This window comes from Mycobacterium sp. IDUB_39 (assembly GCF_055419205.1).
Map to the genome: position 1 here is coordinate 160,658 of NZ_JBVAXF010000009.1, position 24,788 is coordinate 185,445.

Here is a 24,788-nt window from a genome sequence, read left to right on the forward strand (position 1 = left end):
CCCGCGTTCAGAGCCGGCTCTCCAGCCTGGCTGACACGCCGGCCTCCTGCAGGTCGAGTCGCTCCAACATGCCACGGACGGCCTCATCCTCGATGCGGCCCTCGTCCCGTTCGGCGATCAGCGCGGCACGCTGCGCCGACAGCACCTCGCGGTACAGCGCCGAGAACACCTCGGCGCGTTTGGTGTGCGCCTCGGGGTCGGGCATCTGGTCGGCGTCCTGCGACTGCCGAGCGATGGTGTTGCCGATATCGGCGAGCACGTGCGGGTCCATACCCGCAGGCGGGTTCGCCCGGAACTGCGCCAGCACTTCCTCAGCGGCGTCGTGCACCGCGCGCTCGGCCTTGAGTTCCTCGCCGCGGTCCACGGCATGGTCGTCGGAGAAGCGCGACAGGCGGAGCCGGCTGATCAGCGGCGGCAGGGTCCACCCCTGGATCAGGAGCGTGCCGACGCTGACGACGAACGCGATGGCCTGGATGGTGGCCCGCTCGGGGAAGGGCTCACCACTCGCGGTGGTAACCGGGATGGCGGCAGCCGCGGCCAGGGTGACCACCCCGCGCATGCCCGTCCACGACACCACGACGTTCTCCTGCCACGACAGTGACCGCCGGTCGATCCGGGACCGCCACTTGCCCGGCGGTTTGTCTGCGCGTCGCATTCCCCGCGCGCCGCGCCCCACAGCGGGCGCCGGCACACTGAGCTTGCGTTCGACGTGACTGGAGAGCTTGTTGCGACCGAACATGAGAAGCACCGACAGCGGCCGGATCAGCATCACCAGCACCAGCACGATCAGCGCGGCGACCGCCACCTCCGCCAGCGATTCGTGGGCGTCGCGCAGATCCTCGAGAACGAACCGCAGATGCAGCCCGATGTACGCGAACACGAAGGCCTCGAGCAGCACGTCGACCGAGTTCCACACGTAGCGCTCCTGCAGCCGGGTCTGATACCCCGCGGACAGGGTGCCGTTGCCGACCACGAAACCCGCGACCACGACCGCCAACACACCGGATGCGTGCAGTTCCTCGGCGGTGATGAACGCCGCGAACGGCACCACCAAACCCTGCACCGTCTCCAAACCCGGATTGGCCAGCCGCTTGCGGATCCACAGCGTGACGAGACCGAGCACCGCACCCACGACCGGCCCCAGCACGGCGCTGTAGGTGAACAGCAGGAACGGATTCTCGATGAACGTGTGGGTTCCCGCGACCTGCGCGACGGCGATCGAGAACAGCGTCAGGGCGGCGGCGTCGTTGATGAGGCTCTCGCCGGTGAGGATCGCCATCACCTTCTTGGGCAGCCCGAGCTTGCGGCCGACGGCAACCGCCGTGACGGCATCGGGCGGGGCCACGATCGCGCCGAGGACCAGTGCCGTCCCGAACGTCAACGGCACGACCACCAGCCACGAGGCCACCGCCGCCACGGTGAACGCGGTGACCACGACCAGACCCACACCCAGCCCGAGGATGGGCCGGATGTTGCGCAGGAACGTCGGGAACGAGAAGTTCAGTGCCGCCGAGTAGAGCAGCGGGGGCAGCACGACCGTAAGCAGGATGTGCGAGTCCAGTTCGGGTGCCTCGAAGTCCGGCAGGAACGACACCGCGCCGCCGATCATGACGATGATCAACGCGGGTTCCAGCCCGCGCCGGTGTGCGACAGCGGTGACCGCGATGGCGCCTACGACGACGAGGATGAGTTCCACGCGTTGATTCTCCCGTCAATCACCAGGCGGCGCGCGGCGTCAGATCTGGCAGGTCGGGCACCAGAAGAGGTTGCGACCGTCCATGACCTCGGTGCGGATGGTGTCACCGCACACCCGGCAGGCCTCGCCGGCCCGTCGGTACACATACGTGCGTGGACGGCCCTCCCGATACGACGGCGCACCCTTGTCGTCGGGGCGACGGATCGTGACGATCTTGCCGCCGCTCACGCCGACCTTCATCAGCGCGACGAGGTCGGTCCAGGCGGCGTCGAACTCCTCGAGGCCGATGTTCGTGCCCGGCCGGTGCGGATCGATGAGGTGGCGATACAGCAACTCGCAGCGGTACACGTTGCCGACGCCTGCGATCACGGCCTGATCCATCAACAGCGCACCGATCGGTCTGCGCGACTTGCTGATTCGCGCCCAGGCCAGTCCCGGGTCGGGGTTGCGTCCCAGCGGGTCGGGCCCCAGCCTCGCGATGATGTCGTCGACCTCGGTATGGCTGATGACCTCACACGCGGTCGGCCCACGCAGGTCGGTGCCGTACTCCGCGCCGAGCATCCGCATCCGGACCTGGCCGACGGGTGCGGGCATGGGCACGGGGTGCTCGGTGAACGTCCCGTACAGCCCGAGATGCACGTGCACCACCGCGCCGCCGTCGTAGTGGTGGAAGAGGTGCTTGCCGTGGGCGGCGGACCTGCGCAGCACCTTGCCGCTGATCGCCGTCGCGGATTCGGTGAAGCGCCCCTGCGGGCTGGTCACGACGACAGGAGCGCGACCGAACCGCCTCTGGTGCAGCCGTGCCAGGCGGTGCAGGGTGTGCCCTTCGGGCACGGGTTACGCCGAGGCGTCGGGCACGGGAGGCGCGTCGTGCGTCAACTCGTAGGCCTCGATGATGTCGACCCGACGCTGGTGGCGCGGTTCCTCCGACCACGGCGTCGACAGGAACGCGTCGACGATCTCGAGCGCCTCGGCCTCGGTGTGCATGCGGCCACCGATGCCGATCAACTGCGCCTTGTTGTGCTGGCGCGCAAGCGATGCCGTCTCGGTGCTCCAGGCCAGCGCACAGCGGGCGCCGGGCACCTTGTTGGCCGCGATCTGCTCGCCGTTGCCCGACCCTCCGAGCACGATCCCCAGGCTGCCGGGATCGGCCACGGTCCGGACCGCCGTGGCGATGCAGAACGCCGGGTAGTCGTCCTGCGCGTCATAGGTGTGGGCGCCGCAGTCGACGGGCTCGTGACCACCGGCCTTGAGATGCTCGATGATCGCCTGCTTGAGTTCGTATCCGGCGTGGTCAGCACCGAGGTAGACGCGCATGGTCGATACCCTACTTCTTGCCGCCGGGTCGCTCGCAATGCTCAGGCCACCGTGATGGCGTCGAGCCGCTCCTTGATGAAGTCGGCCGACGTCACCGGTGACAGGCCCGACACCCGCCCGATCGGCGGCTCCAGCGGGGTTACGAGTGCGTCGTGGTTGGCCTCGTAGAAGTAGATGAGCGACACCAGGTCCTCCTCCGGGGCGTGCGGCTGCGGTGGCAGCACCCGATGCCGGCCCGACGGCCAGCGTCGCCCGCTCCAGTACTCGAGCAGGTCGCCGATGTTGACCGTCAGCGCGCCCGGCTGCCACGGCGCGTCCTCCCAGCCCGCCTCCTCGGAGTAGACCTGCAGACCGCCTGCTCCCGGCTCACGGTCGAGCACCGTCACCGTGCCGAAATCGGTGTGCGGGCCGATCCGGAACTGCCCCTCCTCGGGCTCACCGACCACACTCACCGGCGGGTAGTGGTTGATGTTCATCGTCCAGGTGGCGCGGCTCGTCATTGCGGTGAAGGGATTCTGGGGCAGTCCCAGTGCCCGCACGAACAAGGCCAGCAGATCGTCGGACACCGTGCGCATCGCCGCGGTGTACTCCTCGACGAGGGCCTGCAGGTGCGGCACCTCAGCCGGCCACACATTGGGCGCGAACCAGATTCGGTCCACCTCCGGATCGCCGGTGGCGGTCTCGGCGCCCAGGCTGAAGCTCTCCTTGAGATCCGGTGGGGTCTCGGTGCCCTCGGCGTAGGCGTTCGCCTCGGCGCCCGGGCCGATCCAGCCGTGCCCGCCGACGGGTACCGAGTAACGCTGCTTGACCTCGTCGGGCAGCGCGAAGAACTCCCGGCTCGCCGCCCGCACGCGAGCCGCGAGGTCGGTGTCGACGCCGTGCCCGGTGATCACGATGAAACCCGCCCGCTGCAGTCCCTCGTCCACCTCGGCGGCCAGCGCGTCAGCCTCAGCGCCGCCGGCGTACCAACGCGACATGTCCACTGTCGCAATCGCGCTCATTCGGCGACCCCGATGTCCTCGTTCCACAGTTCCGGCCGGTCAGCGATGAACTCCTCCATCATGTTCACGCAGCGCTGATCGTCGAGCACCGTGATGCTGACCCCGTTCTCGGCCAGCCAGTCATGGCCACCGCTGAACGTCTTGGCCTCCCCGATCACCACGGCCCCGATGTTGAACTGCCGCACCAGCCCGCTGCAGTACCAGCACGGCGAGAGCGTCGTCACCATCACCGTCGAGCGGTAGTCACGCTGGCGGCCCGCATTGCGGAACGCGTCGGTCTCACCGTGCACGGACGGGTCATCGTTCTGGACCCGCCGGTTGTGGCCGCTGCCCAGCATCACGCCGTCGGCGCTGAACAGGGCAGCGCCGATCGGAATCCCGCCCTCCGCAAGCCCCTTTCGGGCTTCGGCGACGGCAACCTCAAGCATTTCCTCCGGTGTCACAGGGCAACTCGTTCCGCTTCGATCTTGGCTCGGCAGAACACAAGGTAGCAGCCGGCAGCGAGCACGAAACCGACGAAGAAGGTGATATCGCCCAGTTCCGGGACGGCCCGCACGACGTAGCCGACGAACCTCTCCTGATTGCAGAACAGCAGCACCGAGACCACCAGCCCGATCAGGAACGACGCAAGGCCCGGCCAGTTGGTGTAGGTGCGGTCGTACAGGAAACCGTCGATCCGGTGGCCGCGGCGCAGATACTGGTCGGCGAACACCACACCGAGCCACGGCCCGATCCAGTACGCGATGAGCAGCAGGAACGCCTCGTAGCTGGCGGCGGCATCGGCCAGCGCCCACCACGCGATGAGGAAGCCGGCCACCCCGAAGAACACCGTGGCCAGCGCGCGGGCGATATGCGCGGGGAGCTTGACGCCGGTGGTGACGAAGGCCATCGCACCGGAGTAGACGTTGATCGCGTTGGCCGCGATGGCTCCGATCGCGATGGCCAGCAGTGTGGCGCTGGCCAGCCAGCCGGGTAGCGAACCGGTGAACGCGTCGGTCGGGTTGTCGGACCCGGCTGTCGCGATGGTCACTGAGGCCGCCCCGACGATCGCGAGGACGGTGCATGCCAGGAACAGGCCGGCGGACCCGAAAATGCCGGTGCGGAGCGGCGATACGGTACGCGGCAGGTAACGGCTGAAGTCGGCCGCGTAGGGCGCCCACCCGGCGACATAGCCGAAGGTCGTTCCCACCGTCAGCAGGAATCCGCCCAGCCCGCCGACACCGCCGTCGACGGCAGGCGCACCGAGGTCCGCCTTGGTCAGGATCACCACCGAGGCGACCGCGAAGATCACCGCCAACACCGGGAAGGCCAGGCGCTCGAACGCCTGCACCAGGTTGTGTCCGAAGAAGGCCAGCGCGGTCTGAACGACGACCACCGCCACTAGCGCGGGCAGCGGGCCGATGCCGAACAACGTCGAGAGCGCGAACGCACCGCTGACACTGTTGGTCGCGAACCAGCCCACTCCGGCGGTGATCGACATCAGCGTCGACGGCACCGCGTTGCCCTTGAAACCGAACGCCAGTCGCCCGAGCACCATCTGAGGCACGCCGTGCACCGGACCGCGGGCGGACAGGACAGCGTGCGCCAGTGTGCCCAGACCGGCGCCCACCACGATGCCGGCGACGGCCTGCCAGAACGTCATGCCGTAGTAGGCCACCGCGAGCACGCCCAGGAAGATGGTGGCGAACTCCAGGTTGGGTGACGCCCACGTCCACAGCAGCTGGCTGGGGCGCCCGTGCCGGTCGGCATCGGCAATGAACTCGTTGCCGCCGGGTTCGACCGCGACGATGCGGTCCCCGTAGGTGCCGTCTGTGGTGGGTTCCGCCGCTGTCATGCGAGCACTTTGACGTGCTCGACAGATACTTGCAACCGGAATGACCAAGTTCGTTGTCAGGCGCCGTATCTAGAAGTTCAGGTGCCGGTAACCCCCGCCACGCCGTCCGGCGAGCTGTTGTTAACATAAAATCCCCTGTGGGACATAGCTTTCCGCAGATGACTGACGGCCCGGGGCAACGGCTAGAGTGGCCTCGCCGCGGGAACGGTCCCGGCGGTAGAAGCGGAGGCACGGATGAGCAGCACTGCGCCGAATTCAGACACCACTGACGTGTCCCTGCGCCACGCGGTGGCCCGCGCTGACAGCGGATCCGTTGCCGGCTGGATCAAGGCGGTCCGCGAGCCCGCCGAGCGCACCCACCAGGTCGCCACGCTGTCGCAGTCCGAATTGCGCTTACTCGGCCCGCTGCTGAATCACCGGAACGCGACCGATCTGTTCGAGTCCATCGATGATGCACTAGGGGCCCGGGCACTTGGCGCAATGGCTCGCGAGGACGCCGCCAGCGTGCTTGACGTGCTTGACCTCGATCACGCGGCCGATGTCCTGCGCGAGATCAAGGCCCCCGTCCGGGAAGAGCTGCTGACCAGCCTGCCGTCGGCACGCGCCGCGGCTCTGCGTGGATTGCTGAGCTGGCCCAAGGAATCGGTCGCAGCCCACATGGTGCCCGAGGCTTTGACCGTGCGCCCGGAGATGGCGGCGGCAAGTGCCATCGCCACGATCCGCGATGACGCAGCCACGCTGCGCGCCGATTCCCGAACTGGCGCATACGTTTACGTCACCGACGCCGAGGGTCACCTACTCGGCGTGGTGGCCTTTCGCGATCTCGTGCTTGCCGATCCCGATCAAGCGGTCTCGACATTGACCAACGACGACGTGCTGTCGGTGTCACCGCTGACCGACGCCGAGGACGCGGCGCAGGCGCTGATGGACTACAACCTGGTGGCGGTGCCCGTCGTCGACGCCGACAACCGGCTCCTTGGCATCCTCACCGAGAACACCGCGGGAGACATCACCGAGGAGGAGGCCACCGAAGACGCCGAACGCCAGGGCGGTTCAGCCCCGCTGGAGGTTCCCTACCTGCGCGCGTCGCCGTGGTTGCTGTGGCGCAAGCGCATCGGCTGGCTGCTTCTGCTGTTCATCGCCGAGGCCTACACCGGGACGGTACTGCGCCATTTCGAGGAGGAGATGGAGGCCGTGGTCGCGCTCGCGTTCTTCATACCGCTTCTGATCGGGACCGGCGGCAACACCGGCACGCAGATCACCACCACGCTGGTCCGTGCGATGGCGACCGGCCAGGTCCGGCTGCGCGACGTGCCTGCGGTGCTGGCCAAGGAACTGTCGACCGGCGCGATGATCGCCCTCACGATGGCGCTGGCGGCCGTCATCCGAGCCTGGACTCTGGGCGTCGGGCCCGAGATCACCTTGACCGTGTCGCTGACGGTGGCCGCCATCGTCATGTGGTCGTCGTTCATCGCATCGGTGCTACCGCCCGTGCTCAAGAAGCTGCGAGTGGACCCCGCGGTGGTGTCGGCGCCGATGATCGCCACCATCGTCGACGGCACGGGCCTGATCATCTACTTCATGATCGCGCACGCGACGCTGTCACAGCTGCAGGGTCTGTGACGCTGGCCCGGGCGCCGATGTCAGCGTTGCGTCACGACACCGATCCATCCCGCGCCGCCGTGGCGCCGAATCACCGTCATGACGACGAAGACCGGCATCCCCATCGTCCGGGCCGCCCTCACCGGACTCATCGCGGTGTTCGGCGCGCTGGGCGTCGGGCATCTGGTCGCCGGAATCCTGCTGCTGCCCGCCGCGTCACCGTTTCTGGCCGTGGGTGACGCGGTCATCGACCGCACCCCCGCGCCGGTCAAGGACTTCGCCATCAGGTCCTTCGGCACCAACGACAAACCCGCTCTGCTGGTCGGCATGGCCGTCGCGCTGGCCATGCTCGGCGTGGTCATCGGGCTGATCTCGCGGCGCAGCCCGGTGCCCGGTGTGGTGGCGATCGTCGTTCTCGGGGTGCTCGGGACGCTGGCCGTGCGCGAGCAGTCCGGCGGCGGGCCGGGCCTGCTCGCTCCGCTGGCCGCCACCCTCGCGGGGGTGGCGGTGCTGTGGTGGTTGCGCAGACGCGCGCTGCCAGGGGACGCCGTACCGGCGCCTACACCCGGCGCGGGCCTCGGTCGGCGACGCTTCGTGGTGGGCGCCGTCGCTGCCTCGGCGGGCGCGGCGCTGGCCGGCGCGGGCGGGTTCGGGCTGGCTCGACGGATCGACGTGGCCGCGTCGCGACGCGCGGTCGGCGCGCTTGTCCCCACGATCCCTGCGCCGCCGATCCCGGCGGGGGCGGCGTTCCCCGAACTCGGGACGCCCAGCTTCATCACGCCGATCGCCGACTTCTACCGCATCGACATCAACCTCGCCGTGCCGCAGCTGCGCGCCGAGGATGCCGCGCTGCGCATCACCGGCATGGTCGAGCGGCCGCTCGAGTTCAGCTTCAACGACATCCAGTCCATGCCGCTGGTGGAGCGGACCATCACCATGACCTGTGTGTCGAATGAGGTTGGTGGGCCGTATGTCTCGACCGCGAACTTCATCGGCGTGCCGTTGCTGGACCTACTCGCGCGGGCCGGCGTTCGCGACGGCGCCCAGCAGGTCGTCGGACACTCCGTGGACGGATTCACCCTCGGCACACCGTTGGAGCTGCTGCGCAACACCGGCAAGGAGGCGATGGTGGCGATCGGGATGAACCGTGAGGCGTTGCTGCCCGAGCACGGCTTCCCGATGCGCACCGTGGTACCCGGCCTCTACGGGTACGTCTCAGCCACCAAGTGGCTCACCGAACTCGAACTCGCCACCTTCGACGTCAAGCCGTACTGGGTGCGACGCGGGTGGGACGGCGAGCCGCCGGGCGTCGCCCCGATCAAGATCTCGTCGCGGATCGACGCGCCGACATCGTTCCAACGCGTGCGGGGCCGGGACGTGACGGTCGCGGGCACCGCGTGGGCGCAGGGCCGCGGCATCAGTGGTGTCGAACTTCGCTTCGACACCGGCGACTGGCAGCCCGCCGATCTGGCACCCGAGGTGAACCAGTTCACGTGGCGCATGTTCCGGCTCACGACGGCGCTGCCGCCCGGTCAGCACACCGTGACCTGCCGCGCCATCGACGGCACCGGTCAGATGCAGGCCGAGGAGAGGCTGCGGCTGATAAATCCGGGCCCGGTCCCCGACGGTTCGACGGGTTGGCACTCGATGATCTTCACCGTCGAGTGAGAATCATCCAGGTCAGTCGAACTCAGGCGCCTCGGTGCGCGAGCGCTTCAGCTCCCAGAAATGCGGGTAGGCGGCGAAGATCACCGACGCGTCCCACAGCTTGCCGGCCTCCTCGCCGCGAGGTATCCGCGACAGCACCGGACCGAAGAACGCCACGCCGTTGACGTGAATGGTCGGAGTGCCGACGTCCTCGCCGACGGCATCCATGCCGTCGTGGTGGCTCTTGCGCAGCACCTCGTCGAACTTGTCCGACGTCGCCGCCTCGGCCAGCTCGGCGGGCAACCCGACCTCTTCAAGTGAGGACGCGATGACGTCGTCGAAGTCCTTGTTGCCCTCGTTGTGGATCTTGGTGCCCATCGCGGTGTACAGCGGGCCCAGGATCTCGCTGCCCTTCGCCTGCTCAGCGGCGATCGCGACGCGGACCGGACCCCACGCCTTCGTCATCGCCTCCTGGTACTCCTCGGGCAGGTCGCGCCCCTCGTTGAGCACGGCGAGGCTCATGACGTGGAACTGCACGTCGATATCGCGGACCTTCTCGACTTCGAGAATCCAGCGGGAGGTGATCCAGCACCACGGGCACAGCGGGTCGAACCAGAAACCGGCGACATCCTTCTTGGCCATCGGACGCAATCCTCTCGAGACGTGGACAGAACTCAGTTCAGCACAACTACGTGTGACCACACTGTGTTCCCCGTCGCCGTCTAATGTTGGTCCACGTGGCACTTCCAAATCTGACTCGCGACCAGGCCGCCGAGCGCGCCGCCCTCGTCACCGTCGACGCGTACCGAATCGTGCTGGATCTCACGGACGGCTCCGGAGGGCCAGGCGAACGCACCTTCCGCTCGACCACCACCGTCGAGTTCAGTGCGCTCGCCGGGGCGAACACCGTCATCGACATCGCCGCCGCCGCCGTGCACGGCGCGACGCTCAACGGTGTGGACATCGACGTCTCCGGCTACGACGAGTCCACCGGCATCCCGCTGGTCGGTCTTGCCGAGCACAACGTCGTTGTGGTTGACGCCGACTGCCTGTACTCGAACACCGGCGAGGGACTGCACCGCTTCGTCGACCCCGTCGACAACGAGGTGTACCTGTACTCGCAGTTCGAGACCGCGGACGCCAAGCGCATGTTCGCCTGCTTCGACCAGCCCGACCTCAAGGCGACCTTCGACGTCAGCGTGACGGCCCCGACGCACTGGCAGGTGATCTCCAACGGCGCGACGGTCTCTGCCGGAGCCGCTCCGGCGGCGACATCAGGCTCCGACGGTGGTTCGCACACCTTCGTCACCACGCCGCGGATGAGCACCTACTTGGTGGCGCTCATCGCCGGCCCGTACGCGCGCTGGGACGACGTCTACTCCGACGCGCACGGCGATATTCCGCTGGGCATCTACTGCCGGGCCTCGCTCTCGGAGTTCATGGATGCCGAGCGGCTGTTCACCGAGACCAAGCAGGGGTTCGGCTTCTACCATGAGAACTTCGGCGTCCCTTATGCATTCGGCAAGTACGACCAGCTCTTCGTGCCCGAGTTCAACGCGGGCGCCATGGAGAACGCCGGGGCCGTGACATTCCTGGAGGACTACGTCTTCCGGAGCAAGGTGACCCGCTACAGCTACGAACGCCGCTCCGAGACGGTGCTGCACGAGATGGCACACATGTGGTTCGGCGATCTGGTCACGATGACCTGGTGGGACGACCTGTGGCTCAATGAGTCCTTCGCGACGTTCGCATCCGTGCTGTGCCAGGCCGAGGCCACCGAGTACAAGCAGGCGTGGACCACGTTCGCCAACGTGGAGAAGTCATGGGCCTACCGGCAGGACCAGTTGCCGTCGACCCACCCCGTCGCCGCCGACATCCCCGACCTGGCCGCGGTCGAGGTGAACTTCGACGGCATCACCTACGCCAAGGGCGCAAGCGTGCTCAAGCAACTGGTGGCCTATGTCGGGCTCGAGGCGTTCCTCGCCGGTCTGCGCGACTACTTCCGCGACCACGCATTCGGCAATGCCACCTTCGCCGATCTGCTTGGTGCACTGGAGAAGTCGTCCGGACGCGACCTGAGCCACTGGGGCCGCCAGTGGCTCAAGACCACCGGACTGAACACGCTGCGCGCCGACTTCGACGTCGACGAGGCAGGGAAGTTCACCCGGTTTGCGATCAACCAGAGCGGTGCCGCGCCGGGCGCGGGCGAGACCCGCGTACACCGACTGGCCGTCGGAATCTACGACGATGACGGTTCGGGCCAGCTGGTGCGCACCCACCGCGAGGAACTCGACGTTGAGGGCGACACCACCGACGTACCCGCGCTGCACGGCGTTTCGCGCGGCAAGCTGATCCTTGTCAATGACGACGATCTGACCTACTGCTCGTTGCGCCTCGACCCCGAGTCGCTCGACACGGTGCTCAACCGGGTCGCCGACATCGCCGACTCACTCCCCCGCACGCTGGCGTGGTCGGCGGCGTGGGAGATGACACGCGAGGCCGAGATGAAGGCCCGCGATTTCGTGGTGCTCGTGATGGGCGGCGTGCACGCCGAGACCGAAGTCGGGGTGGCCCAACGCCTGCTGCTGCAGGCGCAGACCGCGCTCAACGCGTACGCCGACCCGCAGTGGGCGCGCTCCAACGGCTGGCCCGCGTTCGGCGATCGGCTGCTGGATCTGGCCCGCGAGTCGGCACCCGGTTCCGATCACCAGCTGGCGTTCGTGAATGCGCTGTGCACGTCAGTGCTGTCGCGTAATCATGTCGCCGTCCTGGCGACGCTGTTGGACAACGAGCCGGCCGCGGTCAACCTCCCGGGCCTGGTGCTCGACACCGACCTGCGGTGGCGGATCGTCACCGCGTTGGCGGCGAGCGGCGATATCGACGCAGACGGTCCCGCGACGCCGTTCATCGACGCCGAGGCCCAGCGTGATCCGACGGCGGCGGGCAAGCGCAACGCCGCCGCGGCGTCGGCGGCCCGGCCGCAGGCCGCCGTCAAGGAGGCCGCCTGGCAGGAGGTGATCGAGGACGACACGATCGCCAACATCACCACCCGGTCGATCGTCACCGGTTTCGTCCAGCCCGGGCAGGCCGAGCTGCTGGCACCGTTCTCGGCCAAGTACTTCGCCGCGATCTCGGGAGTGTGGGAACGGCGGTCCAGCGAGGTCGCCCAGACCGTGGTGATCGGGCTGTACCCGTCATCCGACGTCAGCCAGGCGGGTCTGGATGCCGCGGATGCGTTCCTGGCCGACGACGACGTGCCGCCCGCGCTGCGACGGCTCGTGGTTGAGGGTCGCGCGGGCGTTGAGCGGGCACTGCGGGCGCGACGGTTCGACGCCTCGTAACCTCTTTCCGCGAGCGCGCGCGTCTGCGGGCGACACGCCGGTGTCCTATCCGAGTTCACGCGCGCTCGCGCCGCATGATTTACCGGTGGCCGCACCCAACAGTCGCAGGGCACGCGCTGCCAAGAGACGCAAGCGGCGCGTCGCCGCCGTGGTCAACGACCTCACCCCGGCCGAGTGGGCGGCGATCAAGGCCGCTTGGAACGGGTGCGCCTACTGCGGCGCGGCCGACAAGCCCCTGCAGCGGGACTGCGTCATGGCGATCTCGCGTGGCGGGCGCTACACGATCGACAATGTCGTGCCGGCCTGTGCCGCGTGCAATGCCAGCAAGTGCAATGACGAGGTGACGGGGTGGCTGCGCCGCAAGCGTCTCGATGAGCGCACCTTCCTCGAGCGCTACGTGCGGATCCGCGCGGACCTGTCGACGCAGGCCTCGACGGGCTGATCCGCCAGCACTGATCCGCCAGCAAACAATTCCGACACCCATTTGGTCATCGCTCGAGGCGACTGACGACCGCATCAAATCAGGGCGACCAACCGCCGGTGAGCCCAAGATCACACGTCAGAGCTTGATTTACACGGCGTTAACACGGACCATGGAGTAGTCAGCCGACCGGGCGATCCTCATGTCGGCGGGCACACAGCAACCAAGTCTCTGTGACCCAGAGCACAACGTAGGAGTGGTACATGTCCATTGCGAAGTTTCGCTCAGACCTGAAGCGAACAATGAGCCGTCGCCGCCTGTACGCGCGCATCAACGCCCTGCCCCAGTCGACAGTCCGCGAAGAGCTGCTGGCGATCGCCCAGAGGCAAGACGCGGCGCAGTAACACAGCGACAACAAAGAGCCGGTGATCCGCAGGGATCACCGGCTTTCGTCGTTTAGGGGGAGGAAAAGGTCAGCGCGGGCTATTCAGTGAGGCCTGTCATCGGGTCTTCTCCGATGGCATGTTCGGGCAGAGGTCACCAAGGGCGATCGAAGCGTCATTGGCTTTCGTTGCGGCGCTGACGTAGTCGGATTCTGCGTTCGGCGCCGGAGGCGTTCCGGGTTCTCGCTCCGCGGCCTCGCGCTGTGTCCGCGCGAACAATGCCGTCGCGTCCGCCCACTGCTCAAGTTGTTCTTTGATCTCTTGCGACGAGGCCGATGTCGACGCCTTGCGCAGCGTATCGGCCATTGCCGCCTCCTGCTCAGCAGCGTTCAGATAGTCACCAGACTCGCCGGCACCGTATTCGACCGCTTGTCGAACCGCCGCTTCCATCACGTACCACTGGCGACCGACGTCCTCAACTAGGGCGCAATCCTCTCGCGACACGGATTTAATGGCGTCGTCCTTGGTTACTCGCACGACGGCAACGGTTCCGCAGACGAGCACGGCGATGAGAGCCAACAGCACGATCCAACGCCCACGCCGCGACAATCGAGACGTCATCCCGCCGCTACTCCTGACCGCTTCGGGTCGAGGAAAACCTGGCCGCCGAACGGATTTGGCACGTAAAGCGGCAGCCGCGGGCTGTCCACTTGAATGCCGTTGTCTTTAATGTTGATTGGTTCCCATTGATTGAGTCCCATTGGGGGCGCTGAGATATTGCCGACAAGTTGGCGTATGTGTTCTGCCTCGAAGTTGTAGTCGACCCATTGTGCTTGGTACCACATCCCACCTCTTTCGACCCATTGGACGTGGTCAGGCGCGCCGTTGAATGTCTCCCCAGTCACCCTGAATTTGTACCCCTCTTTAAGGACGAGGGGAGGCTTCGCACCCCAGCCGTTTGGTAGTGGAGCCACCACATCTTGGAGACCCGACGGACCGCCCGCGATGGGCGGGATGAAGTCTTTGCGCCAAGGCGAGGGCGGCGCGATCGGGCCCATGGGCGGTCCCCCGTTCGGCCCGGGCGGATATCCCTGCCCCAAGTCCCAACGGCCACCACCGGGCGCCGAATCCGAGGGCGGTGGTGGCTCCCAGGGGTACCGCCACGGCTCCTCGCCTTCTCCTACCACCATCTGAGGCCCATCGTCGGGCTCGTTACCCTCCCCCAGCTTGAGGTCACCGCCCAGCATCCGGTACTCACTGTCTAAGCCACGGATGCGCCCCGCGATGGCGTTTGACTCGGCATTGGACCGCTGGAGAATCTCTGCGATCTCGCCTGATCCCTTGCTGACGATCGGCATGAGCTTGATTTGTCCCTGAGTCGAGCTGGGATTGGGGACCAACGCTGCGGCGTTCTGCACCCACTGCCTCACGGACTCCAGATCGCGTCGCCCCGCACTCACGACATTCGCCGCCCTGTCGACCTCACCACGAAGCCTCTGGTCAAGGCTGGCCATCTCGCCCAGGACGCGTGCCTGTTTCTCATTGGTGGCGGAATACGACTCGGATGCCGAGCCCGACCACTGAGAGCCCGGTTGGGCACCTTCCACGTTCGACTGCAGTTGCCGCAACGTCGAACTCGAGTCGAAGGATTCCCCTCCATGAGGAGTTCCCTCGCCGAAGGTGGCGCGTGCGTTCGACCACGTCTTGTAGAAGCCGTCGAGCACACCCACCAGAACATCTCCCCCGCCGTGGCGAACGCCTTAAGTCTATTGCCCAGTGGCGGGCCAACCAGGCGCAAATTTCCGCACGGCGGCGATCAAGCACAAAACTGACTTGCGCAGCTCGGCGAACGCCTGACGAAGTCACGCTGCGCGATGGCGATGACACCGTCGACTACAGCAAGGATCGCTCGGTGTTCGAGCGCTACTGACCTGCAATATGCGCAAGACAGCGTCCACAGAACAGGGACGGTGACGTGTGAAGTCCTCGACGACGTAACGGTCGAGAGGTCCGTCAGGCAGGCGAGACAGCGGCCGACAACACGCGGACGGCGCTGATCAGGCCGTCCATCAGGTTGCCTTCCTTGAAGGACGCAGCCGCCGCGGAGACGCCCAGCGGTGCAGCCTCCTCGATACCGCGGCCCTTCACCTCGGAGCCGTAGACGACCTCGATGGCCCGCTGATTCGGCGACACGGCGAGCAGCACGGCATTGTCGGGCGTCGGCACCGTGGCCAAGATGTCACGCGCTGTGGCCGCCGGGTCCGCACCGAGATCGCCGAGGTACACCGCGAAGCGGGCCTTGGCCGCGCGCGAGCCGTACTTCAACGCATCGTCGAGGACAACCAGGTCCATCGTCGGGAACGGGTAGTGCACCGACAGCTCACCGGGCTCGGTGACGCCGGAGATCCGCCCGCTCGACGTGTGCGCGAATCCGTACGGCAGAACGGCGGAATCGACGGTCTTGACGACCTCACCACTTACCACTTGCGCCACCTCCCACAGTCAGGTGCGAACCGTGGCCGCCATGGCCGTGATCCGCGGGTTCGTCGGCCGCCCAGAGGATTGGCTCGTGCGTCCACTCCTCGGACAACTTGTACGTCGCTGGATGGGGCCCCTTGCGGCGATAGATTATGGCCACCAAGACCAGCAGAATCACCAGCGGGATGCCGCCCATCAGGGAATGGGCCAAGGCTGTGCTCACGACGCAAACCGTATCAGCAGAGCTCGAGCGCTTGCACGAAGAGCGGGCCGCCCGTCATGCCGCGCCCTCACCCAGATACCGCATCCAGGCCGGGTCGAGTTCCTTGACCGAGGACAGCAGCCGCCAGTGCTGGCCTTTGGGGGGCAGCGGCGCCGAGCGAAGCGTCCAGCCGAGTTCGGCGAGCAGATGGTCGGCCTTGCGGTGATTGCACGTCGCGCATGCGGCGACGCAGTTCTCCCACGAGTGCTCTCCCCCGCGGCTGCGGGGCACGACGTGGTCCACGGTGTCGGCCTTGAGCCCGCAGTAGGCGCAGCGGAACCGATCGCGGTGCATCAGGGCTGCACGTGTCATCGGAACCCTGGCCCGGTAGGGCACCCGCACGAAGGTCCGCAGCCTGATCACCGAGGGCACCACGATGGTGCGGGTGGCCGAGTGGATGACCGGTCCGTTCGGGTCATCGTGCACGACGTCGGCCTTACCGCACATCAGCATGATGACCGCACGCCGCATCGACAGTGCCGTCAACGGTTCGTAGGTGGAGTTCAGCAGAAGGACGCGTCGGCGCCCCCAGATCGACGTCGAATTGCCGGGTCCGCAGCTCTCCACACCATGCAGGACTGGAGCAGCCGACAGCCCGCCGGTTACCCCCGCGGTCCCGTGATGCCGGTGGCCGCGGCTCTTGGTTCGCTGCGACATACGTCCTCCGAGGAAACAGTCCACCACGGATCCGAGCTATCCGCACGACAATTCTCGTCGTGTTCGCAGGTCAGTCCGATGAACAGCCGGTGACACCGACGGGTCTGCGAGCGCCGCCGCGGCTCAGGAGACAATGGAGTGGTGACTGACGATCCCCGCTCGTTCTATGACGAGGTCGGTGGCGCCGATACGTTCCGCACCCTGGTGTCGCGGTTCTATGAGCTGGTGCGCGAGGACGAGATCCTGCGTCCGCTCTACCCCGAGGAAGATCTGGACGGCGCCGAGGAGCGTCTGCGAATGTTCCTCGAGCAGTACTGGGGCGGCCCACGCACCTACTCCGAGCAGCGGGGCCATCCGCGCCTGCGGATGCGGCACGCACCGTTTCGGATCGGCTTCCTCGAACGTGACGCGTGGCTGCGCTGCATGCACACCGCCGTCGCCGAGATCGACGCACAGACCCTGGACGACGACCATCGCCGCGCCCTTGTGAACTACCTCGTGATGGCCGCGGATTCGATGGTCAACTCGTCGTTCTGATTTCGGGCAGGATGGGTGGGCGTGACCGACTCCCACCAGACCTGGTGGTCCCGCGCCGTCTTCTACCAGGCGTATCCCCGCTCGTTCCGGGACAGCAATGGTGACGGCGTAGGCGACCTCGACGGGATCACCGGCGAACTCGACTACCTGGCGGGCCTCGGCGTCGACGCGCTGTGGCTCAACCCCGTGATGGTCTCCCCCATGGCCGACCACGGTTACGACGTCGCCGACCCCCGTGACGTCGACCCGCTGTTCGGCAGCCTTGGCGCACTCGACCGACTCCTCGAGGCCGCGCACGCCCGCGGCATCAAGCTGACGATGGACCTGGTGCCCAACCACACCAGTTCCCAGCATCCCTGGTTCCAGGCCGCGCTGGCGGCCGGTCCGGGCAGCACGCAGCGCAACCGGTACGTGTTCCGCGACGGTCTGGGCGACGGTGGCCTTCACCCGCCCAACAACTGGGTGTCGGTGTTCGGCGGGCCCGCCTGGACTCGGGTCACAGAGCCCGACGGCAACCCGGGCCAGTGGTACCTGCACCTGTTCGACGCCAAGCAGCCCGACCTGAACTGGGACAACCCCGAGGTGTTCGACGACCTCGAGAAGACGCTGCGGTTCTGGCTGGAACGCGGTGTCGACGGCTTCCGCATCGACGTCGCGCATGGCATGTCCAAACCGCCCGGCCTGCCCGACATGCGCGTCCCGGATCTGACGATGCTCAGCCACGACGAGGACGATCCGCGCTTCAACCACGACGGCGTGCACGACATCCACCGCAGCATCCGAACGGTGCTCAACGACCATCCCGACGCCGTGACAATCGGTGAGATCTGGGTGTTCAAGAACGAGGACTTCGCCAAGTACCTGCGGCCCGACGAATTGCACCTGGGGTTCAACTTCCGCCTGGTGCGCGCCGAGTTCGATGCCGATGAGGTGCGCGAGGCCATCGAGAACTCCTTGGCCGCAGCTGATCTCGCGGGGTCACCGCCCACCTGGACGTTGTCCAACCACGATGTCGAGCGGGAGGTCAGCCGTTACGGCGGCGGACCGACGGGCCTGGCTCGGGCGCGGGCGATGGCGTTGGTGATGCTGGCGCTACCCGGAGCGGTGTTCGTCTACAACGGCGAGGAACTCGGCCTACCCAACGTCGACCTGCCCGACGACGTGCTGCAGGACCCGGTGTGGGAGCGCTCGGGTCATGAGGAACGGGGCCGCGACGGCTGCCGCGTGCCGATGCCGTGGTCGGGCGACACCCCGCCGTTCGGCTTCTCCAGCACCGCCGACACCTGGCTGCCGATGCCCGCCGACTGGTCGACGCTGACCGTCGAGGCGCAGGACGGTGACCCCGACTCGACGCTGACGTTGTTCCGCAATGCCATCGAACTGCGCCACAGGCGTGGGGAACTCGGTTCGAACGTCCAGTGGCTCGATACGCCACACGGTGTGTTGGCCTTCCGCGGCACCGACGGCCTGATATGCGTGCTGAACACCGGCAGCGACCCGGTGGCTCCGCCAGCCGGTGAGTTACTCATCGCGAGTGCGCCGCTTGTCGACGGCGCACTGGCACCCGACACCGCCGCCTGGCTCCGCTAGTCCGTGATTTCGGCGCGCTAACCGTCGCTGAGCGAAGGAAAGCGCGCCGAAATCGCTAGCGCAGGACCACGGCCGGATCGCCGCGGCGGCGGTACACACTGCCGAAGCGGGCGTCGATGCGCAGCCACGCAGGCAGCACTCGCACCCGGACGACCTCATCGGCGGCCACCGACTCGGGCGAGAAGCCCTCCCCCGATGACGGCGCCTGCGGAAGGAAACCCATTGCAGTCAAGGCGAACACGCAGCGCATCGGCACGCCGACGAGATCGTCACCCGAACTGACCGCGACGACCTCCTGATCGAGCAGCGACGCGGGTGGGCCGTGGACGCCGTGCTCCTTGGCCAGCGCGACACCGCGTTGAGCCAGGTCGAGCACCTCACGGGCCGGCACGTCATCAAGGTGGGCGAAGCCGACCTCGGGCGGCAGCACTCCGCGCCAGGCCGAGTCCATCGCGAACCCGGTGTCCACGTAGCCCGAGTCATCCATCAGCGGCAGGGCGCGGGCCAACGCGTCGGCTCCGACGGACAGGTCGGCAGGTCGCACCGTGGCCTTGACCACCCGGCTGACGAGTACATCGAAACCCGTTGCCACCCAAGCGACCACCTGGCCGTCAGAGCGCTCGCGGAGCCGAATGACCGACGATTCGTCGAGGCGCAACACATGGTCGACGAACGTACTCAGATCGTCGCGGTGGCCGGGGTCCAGCCACAGACCCCGCTCGCCAGCGCTCATCGCTGGTACCGCTGGAGGTACTCGCGATGGTGCGGCGCCAGGCGCACCAGCTTCTGCTCCTCGATGTCGAACGCAGCCAGCTGTGTCTCGGCGATGACGGCGGGCTTCGAGTCGGGGTCGGCCAGCACCGAGCGCACCTCATAGCCAAGCGTGAAGTCGACGGCTCGCAGCCGGTTCACCCAGATCGTCACCTGCAGAGGCGAATCCGCCAGTCGCAGTTGACCCTTGTAGGCGACGCGCACCTCGGCGATGAGCAGTCCAGTGGTGACGAAGTCGTCAGCGAACGGCTTCGACAGGAACGGTACGCGGGCTTCCTCGAGGATCGTGACCATCGTCGCGTGATTGACATGCTGGTACATGTCGATATCGGACCATCGCACCGGCACCGGTGTGATGAATCGATCGTGCGGATCGGTCACGCAGTGTTCCCCGTCCCACTCGTTCTGGTCATGCTTCGAATCTGTCGTGCCGCCACCGACAGCGTGGCGAGATCGGTCTCACCGTCCTCGTAGATCTCGCTGAGGGTCCGACGGGCACGGTCCACGCGAGAGCTGTTGGTCATCTCCCACTCCTCGATCTTCTGCTCACCGGTCTCGTCGGGCTCACCCACGGCCAGCACGTCGATGCACAGCGATCGCAGCGAGCCGTAGATGTCATCGCGAATCGCCAACCGCGCCAATGAGTGCCACCGATCATCGCGAGCCAGACCCGATACCGCGGTGAGCAGTCCGTCGGTGCCGAGATGGTCCATCAGCGCGAAGTAGGTGTCGGCCACCTCGGCGGGTTCGCGCTCGAGGATGTCGGCGATGTCGATGACGTCGAGCAGGCTGAACTGATAGAGCCCCGTGGCCACCATGTAGGCGAGATCCTCGGGAACACCCCTGTCGACCATTTCCGCTGTCTGCTTGGCCACGATGTCGCGGTCCGCGCCGCGCAACCACTCCGACATCCGCGGGGTCAGCGCCGCGACCTTCGCGGCGAACCGGTTCACCTCGGCGCCGACGGCCAACGGCTGTGGCCGGTAGTTCAGCAGCCAGCGCCCGGCCCGGTCGATGAGCCGGCGCAGGTCCAGGGTCATCCGGTCTGTCACCGAGACGGCGACACCGGCCGCCCCCGCCGCCCTGATCTGGCGCCACACCTCACCGACACAGAAGATCTCGTCAACGGCGACGAAACTGCGCACCGCGTCGACGGGACCGACACCCGCGTCCTCGGTGATCCGGTAGGCGTAGGTGATTCCGCTGGAGTCGACCAGGTCATTGACCAGCATCGTGGTGACGATCTCACGCCGTAGCTGATGGTTGCGAATGTCGGGGCCGAACCGTTCACGCAGCAGCGCCGGGAAGTAGTCGGGCAGCCGGACGGCGAACACCTCCTGATCGGGCAGGTCGGTGGCCAGCAGTTCGTCCTTGAGGGCCAGTTTCACGTGTGCCATCAGCGTCGCCAGTTCCGGTGACGTGAGCCCCAGGCCGACCTCGGTGCGCCGCAGGATCTCCTTCTCCGATGGCAGCGCCTCGAGTTCGCGGTTGAGGTCGCGCCTGGCGATCAGGTCCTTGATCTGGCGGGCGTGCACCGTGAGCAGGCTGGCCGCGTTGGCCCGGCTGGTACCCATCAGATCGTTCTGATCACTGTTGTCGAGCAGTACCAAGTCGCCGACCTCGTCGGTCATCGACATCAGCAGCTCGGTGCGCTCCTCGGCGCTCACCTTCCCGGCGGTGACCAGTGCGTCGACCAGGATCTTGATGTTGACCTCATGGTCGGAGCAGTCCACGCCTGCCGAGTTGTCCATGGCGTCGGTGTTGACCCTGCCACCGGCCAGGTCGAACTCGATGCGTCCGCGCTGGGTGACGCCGAGGTTGCCGCCCTCACCGATCACCTTGGCGCGCACCTGATTACCGTTCACCCGCACCGCGTCGTTGGCGCGGTCGCCGACCTCGGCGTCCGACTCGGTCTCGGCCTTGATGTAGGTTCCGATGCCGCCGTTCCAGAACAGGTCGACAGGGGCCTGCAGGATCGCCTTCATCAGGGCGGGCGGGGTCATCTCCTCGACATCGGCGGGCAGCCCCAACGCGGTGCTCACCTCGCGGCTGATCGGGATCGACTTCTGCTCGCGGCTGTAAACCCCGCCGCCCTCGCTGATCAGCGAGCGGTCGTAGTCATCCCAGCTGGACCGCGGCAGCTCAAACATGCGCTTGCGCTCCACCCATGAACTCGCCGCGTCGGGAGTTGGGTCGAGGAAGACGTGGCGATGGTCGAAGGCCGCGACGAGCCGAATGTGCTCGGACAGCAACATGCCGTTGCCGAACACGTCGCCGCTCATATCCCCTACGCCGGCGACGGTGAAGTCCTCGGCCTGGGTGTCGATGCCCATCTCTCGGAAGTGGCGCTTCACCGACTCCCACGCGCCCCGAGCGGTTATGCCCATGGCCTTGTGGTCATAGCCCACCGAACCGCCCGAGGCGAATGCGTCGCCGAGCCAGAAGCCGTAGGACTTCGCAACGTCGTTGGCGATATCGGAGAATGTCGCCGTGCCCTTGTCCGCGGCGACGACCAGGTACGCGTCATCACCGTCGCGGCGCACCACTCCCAGCGGTGCCACGACGGCGCCGGTCACGGTGTCGACGTTGTCGGTCAGGTCGAGAAGGCCGGAGATGAAGAGCCGGTAGCAGGCCACACCCTCGTCGCGAAGGGCCTCGCGGTCGGTGGTGGCGTCTCCGGTCTGAACGGGCGGGTTCTTCAGCACGAAGCCGCCCTTGGCGCCGACGGGCACGATGACCGCGTTCTTGACCGCTTGCGCCTTGACCAGGCCCAGGATCTCGGTGCGGAAGTCCTCGCGGCGGTCCGACCACCGCAGGCCGCCGCGCGCCACCGGGCCGAACCTCAGATGCACGCCCTCGACGCGCGGCGAGTAGACGAAGATCTCGTAACGCGGTCGAGGCAACGGCAATTCGTCGATCAGGCCCGGATTGAGCTTGATGGACAACACGTTCTGCTCGCGCGCAGAACCCGCTCGTGTGACGAAGTAGTTGGTCCGCAGAGTGGCCTGGATCATCGTGGCGAAGGCCCGCAGCACACGATCGGTGTCGAGGCTGACGAGTGCCTCGATATCGGCGGCGACCGCTGCAGCGGCGGCCTGTGCGTCGGGCCGGGTGTCGGACTCGGACGGGTCGAACAGCGCCTCGAAGAGGTGGACCAGAGCGGCCGCGGTGCCTGCGTTGCCGTTGACGACGGTCTCGATGTGCGACTGACTGTACGGAAAACCGGCCTGCCGCAGGTACTTCGCATAGCTGCGCAGCACAGTCACCTGTTGCCAGGTCAGGCCCGCCCGAAGCACCAGTTCATTGAATCGGTCGATCTCGACGCGTCCCTGCCAGATCGCGGTGACGGCCTCGGCGAAACGCTGCGCCGTCGCCTCCCGTTCGGCGGTGTTCTCCGCATCGGGAATCGACGGGTGCACCGCGATCTTGAACTGGTAGATCCACACCGGCATGCCGTCAGCGCGGGTGACCGTGAACGGGCGCTCCTCGAGCACCACCACACCCATCGACTGCAGCATCGGCAACAACTCGCTCAGCGACGCAGACCGGCCGCCGAGGTACCAGGTGAGCTGCGTACCGTGCGCCTCATCGTCGGAGAAGACGAGTTTGACCGAATCCTTCTGGAGATCCTCGATGATCGCGATGTCGGCGATCGCGTCGTCCGGGGAGAACGCCTGCTTGTAGACCTCGGGGAACGCGGTGGCGTAGTGCTGCGCATCTGCCCTGCTGATCGCCTCCGACTTCACCGAGCCGATGAGGCGGTCCCCCCAGGTGCGGGCCGCCTCGGTGAGCAGGTTCTGAATCCTGGTCTCGTTCTCCATCGACGTGTCGATCCGCGACGGTGACGGGCTGTCGGGCAGCCGGACGGTGAAGTGCACAACGGCCCAGGGTGATTCGCTGACGCGCGCGGTGTACTGGATGGACTCGCCGCCGAGCTCGCGAACCAGGATGTCCTGCATCTCGAGTCGCACGGCTGTCGTGTAGCGGTCCCGCGGCAGGTACACCAGGCAGGACACGAAGTACGCGAGCTTGTCGGCTCGCAGGAACAGCAGGGCTCGGCGGCGCGATCCCAGATCCACCACCGCCTTGCCCATCTCGAGCAGTTCGCTGGCACTGAGCGCAAACAACTCCGAACGCGGAATGGTCTGAAAGATGTCGAGCATCAGCTGCCCGGGATGGCTCGGATCGCCGTGTGACATCGCCATCGCCTCGTTGACTCGCCGCGCGATCAGCGGGATCTCGAGGACGTTGGCATTCATCGCCGCCACCGTGAACAGGCCGACGAATCGGTGCTCGATGGTCTGCCCAGATGCGTTCTCCCGGACGACCACGATGTACGGGTAGGCGCCATAGCGCAGGAAACTGGGCAGGGTGGCCTGCGCCAGCACCAGCAGGTCGTCGGCCCCGGTCAGCTGTGGAAGCACGTCGGTCCGCATACGCAACATGCCGAGGCGGCTCGCCGGATCCACCGAGGCCTCACCGTTGCGCACCGCGCATCGCTGGTAGCCGAGCAACACGAAGTGGCCAGCGGCCAACCACCGCAGCAGCGCGGCGACATCACGGCGGTCGTAGCCCGAGAAATGCCCAGCGACATCCGAGTCCAGGGCGTTGGCCAGCCCGACCAGAGTGGCGTTCAGTGCGCCGGAGTCCAGTGCCACCTGGCGCGCGTCGGCGAGCACGCTGGGCAGCAGCGCCGCCACCTCGGCAACGGCCTTGGGGTCGGCCGAGGGGGCCAACTGAACGTGGATCCAGGTTTCCTCGACACCGTCGTGGGGCGCGTCGGGATCGGCGGCCGGACGCATCTCCAACAGCTCACCGCTGGGACTGCGCCGCACCCGGAAGACCGGGTTCATGATCGCGACGTAGGCGACGCCGATCCGGTGCAGAAGGACCGTCACCGAATCCATGAGCATGTCGCTCTGATCGGTGACGACCTGAAGCGCGGGACCGACACCCGCCTCGTCGCCGTAGACGGCGACCTTGGTCTCCCCGACCGTCCGCTGACGGCCCAGTTTGTTGTGGGCCTCCAGCAGTGCGGAGGTGACGAGTCGTCCCTCGACCGACTGCCCGATGGGGGCGGTGATCGTCGCGTCTGCGGCAGGGGCGTCTCCGTGCGGACCCTGCTGGGTCTGCAGATACGCCCTGGCGAGTTTGGCGTTGGGCCCCTTGGCATTGGGATCGTGGTGAAGAACCGTCGTCGCCTCAGCCGATCCGCCGAAGTCTCCGCCGTTTCCAGGATTCACCGTCATCC

At 67.0% G+C, this 24,788-nt stretch carries 22 protein-coding genes; 7 read left to right on the forward strand and 15 right to left on the reverse strand.

Annotation, left to right across the window (positions count from 1 at the left end; translation table 11 throughout):
• Positions 1-7: 7 nt before the first annotated feature.
• Genes ACZY0X_RS27930 through ACZY0X_RS27955 form a run of 6 tightly spaced genes read right to left on the reverse strand, consistent with a single transcriptional unit; the run spans position 8 to position 5,848 of the window.
• Positions 8-1,696, reverse strand: a complete 1,689-nt coding sequence (locus ACZY0X_RS27930; protein ID WP_463775029.1) for a cation:proton antiporter — start codon at positions 1,694-1,696, stop codon at positions 8-10.
• 39 nt (positions 1,697-1,735) lie between these two features.
• Positions 1,736-2,530 (reverse strand): Fpg/Nei family DNA glycosylase, encoded by a 795-nt coding sequence (locus ACZY0X_RS27935; RefSeq protein ID WP_463775030.1) that lies wholly within the window; start codon positions 2,528-2,530, stop codon positions 1,736-1,738.
• Positions 2,531-2,533: 3 nt separating this feature from the next.
• On the reverse strand, positions 2,534-3,013 hold the full coding sequence (locus ACZY0X_RS27940; protein ID WP_241404336.1) for a ribose-5-phosphate isomerase: 480 nt from the start codon (positions 3,011-3,013) through the stop codon (positions 2,534-2,536).
• Positions 3,014-3,054: 41 nt separating this feature from the next.
• Complete coding sequence (locus tag ACZY0X_RS27945) at positions 3,055-4,014, reverse strand: isopenicillin N synthase family dioxygenase (protein ID WP_463775032.1); 960 nt, start codon at positions 4,012-4,014, stop codon at positions 3,055-3,057.
• On the reverse strand, positions 4,011-4,442 hold the full coding sequence (locus ACZY0X_RS27950; protein ID WP_463775077.1) for a nucleoside deaminase: 432 nt from the start codon (positions 4,440-4,442) through the stop codon (positions 4,011-4,013). The genes ACZY0X_RS27945 and ACZY0X_RS27950 overlap by 4 nt, the downstream gene beginning before the upstream one ends.
• Before the next feature lie 11 nt (positions 4,443-4,453).
• Positions 4,454-5,848 (reverse strand): purine-cytosine permease family protein, encoded by a 1,395-nt coding sequence (locus ACZY0X_RS27955; RefSeq protein WP_463775033.1) that lies wholly within the window; start codon positions 5,846-5,848, stop codon positions 4,454-4,456.
• A 234-nt stretch (positions 5,849-6,082) separates the two neighbouring features.
• Here ACZY0X_RS27955 and mgtE point away from each other — a divergent pair, with 234 nt between their 5' ends.
• Positions 6,083-7,471 carry a magnesium transporter gene (mgtE, locus tag ACZY0X_RS27960; protein ID WP_463775034.1) on the forward strand — a complete coding sequence of 463 codons (1,389 nt, stop codon included), beginning with the start codon at positions 6,083-6,085 and terminating at the stop codon, positions 7,469-7,471.
• A gap of 78 nt (positions 7,472-7,549) precedes the next feature.
• Positions 7,550-9,118, forward strand: a complete 1,569-nt coding sequence (locus ACZY0X_RS27965; protein ID WP_463775036.1) for a molybdopterin-dependent oxidoreductase — start codon at positions 7,550-7,552, stop codon at positions 9,116-9,118.
• Between the two features lie 12 nt (positions 9,119-9,130).
• Here the strand turns inward: ACZY0X_RS27965 and ACZY0X_RS27970 are convergent, their stop codons facing one another.
• Positions 9,131-9,739 carry a mycothiol-dependent nitroreductase Rv2466c family protein gene (locus ACZY0X_RS27970; RefSeq protein ID WP_463775037.1) on the reverse strand — a complete coding sequence of 203 codons (609 nt, stop codon included), beginning with the start codon at positions 9,737-9,739 and terminating at the stop codon, positions 9,131-9,133.
• Between the two features lie 95 nt (positions 9,740-9,834).
• Here ACZY0X_RS27970 and pepN point away from each other — a divergent pair, with 95 nt between their 5' ends.
• From pepN to ACZY0X_RS27985, 3 genes are all read left to right on the forward strand, one after another.
• On the forward strand, positions 9,835-12,438 hold the full coding sequence (gene pepN / locus ACZY0X_RS27975) for an aminopeptidase N (protein WP_463775039.1): 2,604 nt from the start codon (positions 9,835-9,837) through the stop codon (positions 12,436-12,438).
• Positions 12,439-12,523: 85 nt separating this feature from the next.
• Positions 12,524-12,880: an HNH endonuclease gene (locus tag ACZY0X_RS27980; RefSeq protein WP_463775040.1), complete on the forward strand. Its 357-nt coding sequence runs from the start codon at positions 12,524-12,526 to the stop codon at positions 12,878-12,880.
• Between the two features lie 242 nt (positions 12,881-13,122).
• Entirely contained in the window at positions 13,123-13,263 is a 141-nt protein-coding gene (locus ACZY0X_RS27985; protein WP_241404329.1) for a hypothetical protein, read from the forward strand.
• 96 nt (positions 13,264-13,359) lie between these two features.
• Here ACZY0X_RS27985 and ACZY0X_RS27990 read toward each other — a convergent pair whose 3' ends face one another.
• From ACZY0X_RS27990 to ACZY0X_RS28010, 5 genes are all read right to left on the reverse strand, one after another.
• Positions 13,360-13,863: a hypothetical protein gene (locus tag ACZY0X_RS27990; RefSeq protein ID WP_463775042.1), complete on the reverse strand. Its 504-nt coding sequence runs from the start codon at positions 13,861-13,863 to the stop codon at positions 13,360-13,362.
• Positions 13,860-14,972, reverse strand: a complete 1,113-nt coding sequence (locus ACZY0X_RS27995) for an EspA/EspE family type VII secretion system effector (protein WP_463775043.1) — start codon at positions 14,970-14,972, stop codon at positions 13,860-13,862. Before ACZY0X_RS27995 ends, ACZY0X_RS27990 begins: the two co-directional genes overlap by 4 nt.
• Before the next feature lie 283 nt (positions 14,973-15,255).
• Positions 15,256-15,726 (reverse strand): DUF5130 domain-containing protein, encoded by a 471-nt coding sequence (locus ACZY0X_RS28000; protein ID WP_463775045.1) that lies wholly within the window; start codon positions 15,724-15,726, stop codon positions 15,256-15,258.
• Positions 15,713-15,916 carry an aa3-type cytochrome oxidase subunit CtaJ gene (gene ctaJ, locus ACZY0X_RS28005; RefSeq protein WP_463775079.1) on the reverse strand — a complete coding sequence of 68 codons (204 nt, stop codon included), beginning with the start codon at positions 15,914-15,916 and terminating at the stop codon, positions 15,713-15,715. Before ctaJ ends, ACZY0X_RS28000 begins: the two co-directional genes overlap by 14 nt.
• Before the next feature lie 81 nt (positions 15,917-15,997).
• A complete protein-coding gene (locus ACZY0X_RS28010) occupies positions 15,998-16,639 on the reverse strand; it encodes an HNH endonuclease (protein ID WP_463775047.1) in 642 nt (213 codons plus the stop codon).
• 141 nt (positions 16,640-16,780) lie between these two features.
• Here ACZY0X_RS28010 and ACZY0X_RS28015 point away from each other — a divergent pair, with 141 nt between their 5' ends.
• On the forward strand, positions 16,781-17,176 hold the full coding sequence (locus ACZY0X_RS28015; protein ID WP_463775048.1) for a globin: 396 nt from the start codon (positions 16,781-16,783) through the stop codon (positions 17,174-17,176).
• 21 nt (positions 17,177-17,197) lie between these two features.
• The gene (locus tag ACZY0X_RS28020) at positions 17,198-18,766 is read left to right on the forward strand and encodes a glycoside hydrolase family 13 protein (protein WP_463775050.1); all 1,569 of its coding nucleotides are present in this window, start codon (positions 17,198-17,200) and stop codon (positions 18,764-18,766) included.
• A 55-nt stretch (positions 18,767-18,821) separates the two neighbouring features.
• Here ACZY0X_RS28020 and ACZY0X_RS28025 read toward each other — a convergent pair whose 3' ends face one another.
• The 3 genes from ACZY0X_RS28025 to ACZY0X_RS28035 are packed head-to-tail and all read right to left on the reverse strand — an operon-like array spanning position 18,822 to position 24,786.
• On the reverse strand, positions 18,822-19,499 hold the full coding sequence (locus tag ACZY0X_RS28025; protein ID WP_463775051.1) for a DUF8185 domain-containing protein: 678 nt from the start codon (positions 19,497-19,499) through the stop codon (positions 18,822-18,824).
• Positions 19,496-19,918 (reverse strand): acyl-CoA thioesterase, encoded by a 423-nt coding sequence (locus ACZY0X_RS28030; RefSeq protein ID WP_463775052.1) that lies wholly within the window; start codon positions 19,916-19,918, stop codon positions 19,496-19,498. Before ACZY0X_RS28030 ends, ACZY0X_RS28025 begins: the two co-directional genes overlap by 4 nt.
• Positions 19,915-24,786: an NAD-glutamate dehydrogenase gene (locus ACZY0X_RS28035; protein WP_463775054.1), complete on the reverse strand. Its 4,872-nt coding sequence runs from the start codon at positions 24,784-24,786 to the stop codon at positions 19,915-19,917. Before ACZY0X_RS28035 ends, ACZY0X_RS28030 begins: the two co-directional genes overlap by 4 nt.
• Positions 24,787-24,788: the final 2 nt, after the last annotated feature.

Bases quoted from the DNA above. Each gene is read 5' to 3' on its own strand.
- ACZY0X_RS27940 (WP_241404336.1), bottom strand. From the start codon at position 3,013: ATGCGCGTCTACCTCGGTGCTGACCACGCCGGATACGAACTCAAGCAG.
- ACZY0X_RS27945 (WP_463775032.1), bottom strand. From the start codon at position 4,014: ATGAGCGCGATTGCGACAGTGGACATGTCGCGTTGGTACGCCGGCGGC.
- ACZY0X_RS27950 (WP_463775077.1), bottom strand. From the start codon at position 4,442: ATGCTTGAGGTTGCCGTCGCCGAAGCCCGAAAGGGGCTTGCGGAGGGC.
- ACZY0X_RS27955 (WP_463775033.1), bottom strand. From the start codon at position 5,848: ATGACAGCGGCGGAACCCACCACAGACGGCACCTACGGGGACCGCATC.
- mgtE (WP_463775034.1), top strand. From the start codon at position 6,083: ATGAGCAGCACTGCGCCGAATTCAGACACCACTGACGTGTCCCTGCGC.
- ACZY0X_RS27965 (WP_463775036.1), top strand. From the start codon at position 7,550: ATGACGACGAAGACCGGCATCCCCATCGTCCGGGCCGCCCTCACCGGA.
- ACZY0X_RS27970 (WP_463775037.1), bottom strand. From the start codon at position 9,739: ATGGCCAAGAAGGATGTCGCCGGTTTCTGGTTCGACCCGCTGTGCCCG.
- ACZY0X_RS27985 (WP_241404329.1), top strand. From the start codon at position 13,123: ATGTCCATTGCGAAGTTTCGCTCAGACCTGAAGCGAACAATGAGCCGT.
- ACZY0X_RS27990 (WP_463775042.1), bottom strand. From the start codon at position 13,863: ATGACGTCTCGATTGTCGCGGCGTGGGCGTTGGATCGTGCTGTTGGCT.
- ctaJ (WP_463775079.1), bottom strand. From the start codon at position 15,916: ATGGGCGGCATCCCGCTGGTGATTCTGCTGGTCTTGGTGGCCATAATC.
- ACZY0X_RS28010 (WP_463775047.1), bottom strand. From the start codon at position 16,639: ATGTCGCAGCGAACCAAGAGCCGCGGCCACCGGCATCACGGGACCGCG.
- ACZY0X_RS28025 (WP_463775051.1), bottom strand. From the start codon at position 19,499: ATGAGCGCTGGCGAGCGGGGTCTGTGGCTGGACCCCGGCCACCGCGAC.
- ACZY0X_RS28035 (WP_463775054.1), bottom strand. From the start codon at position 24,786: ATGACGGTGAATCCTGGAAACGGCGGAGACTTCGGCGGATCGGCTGAG.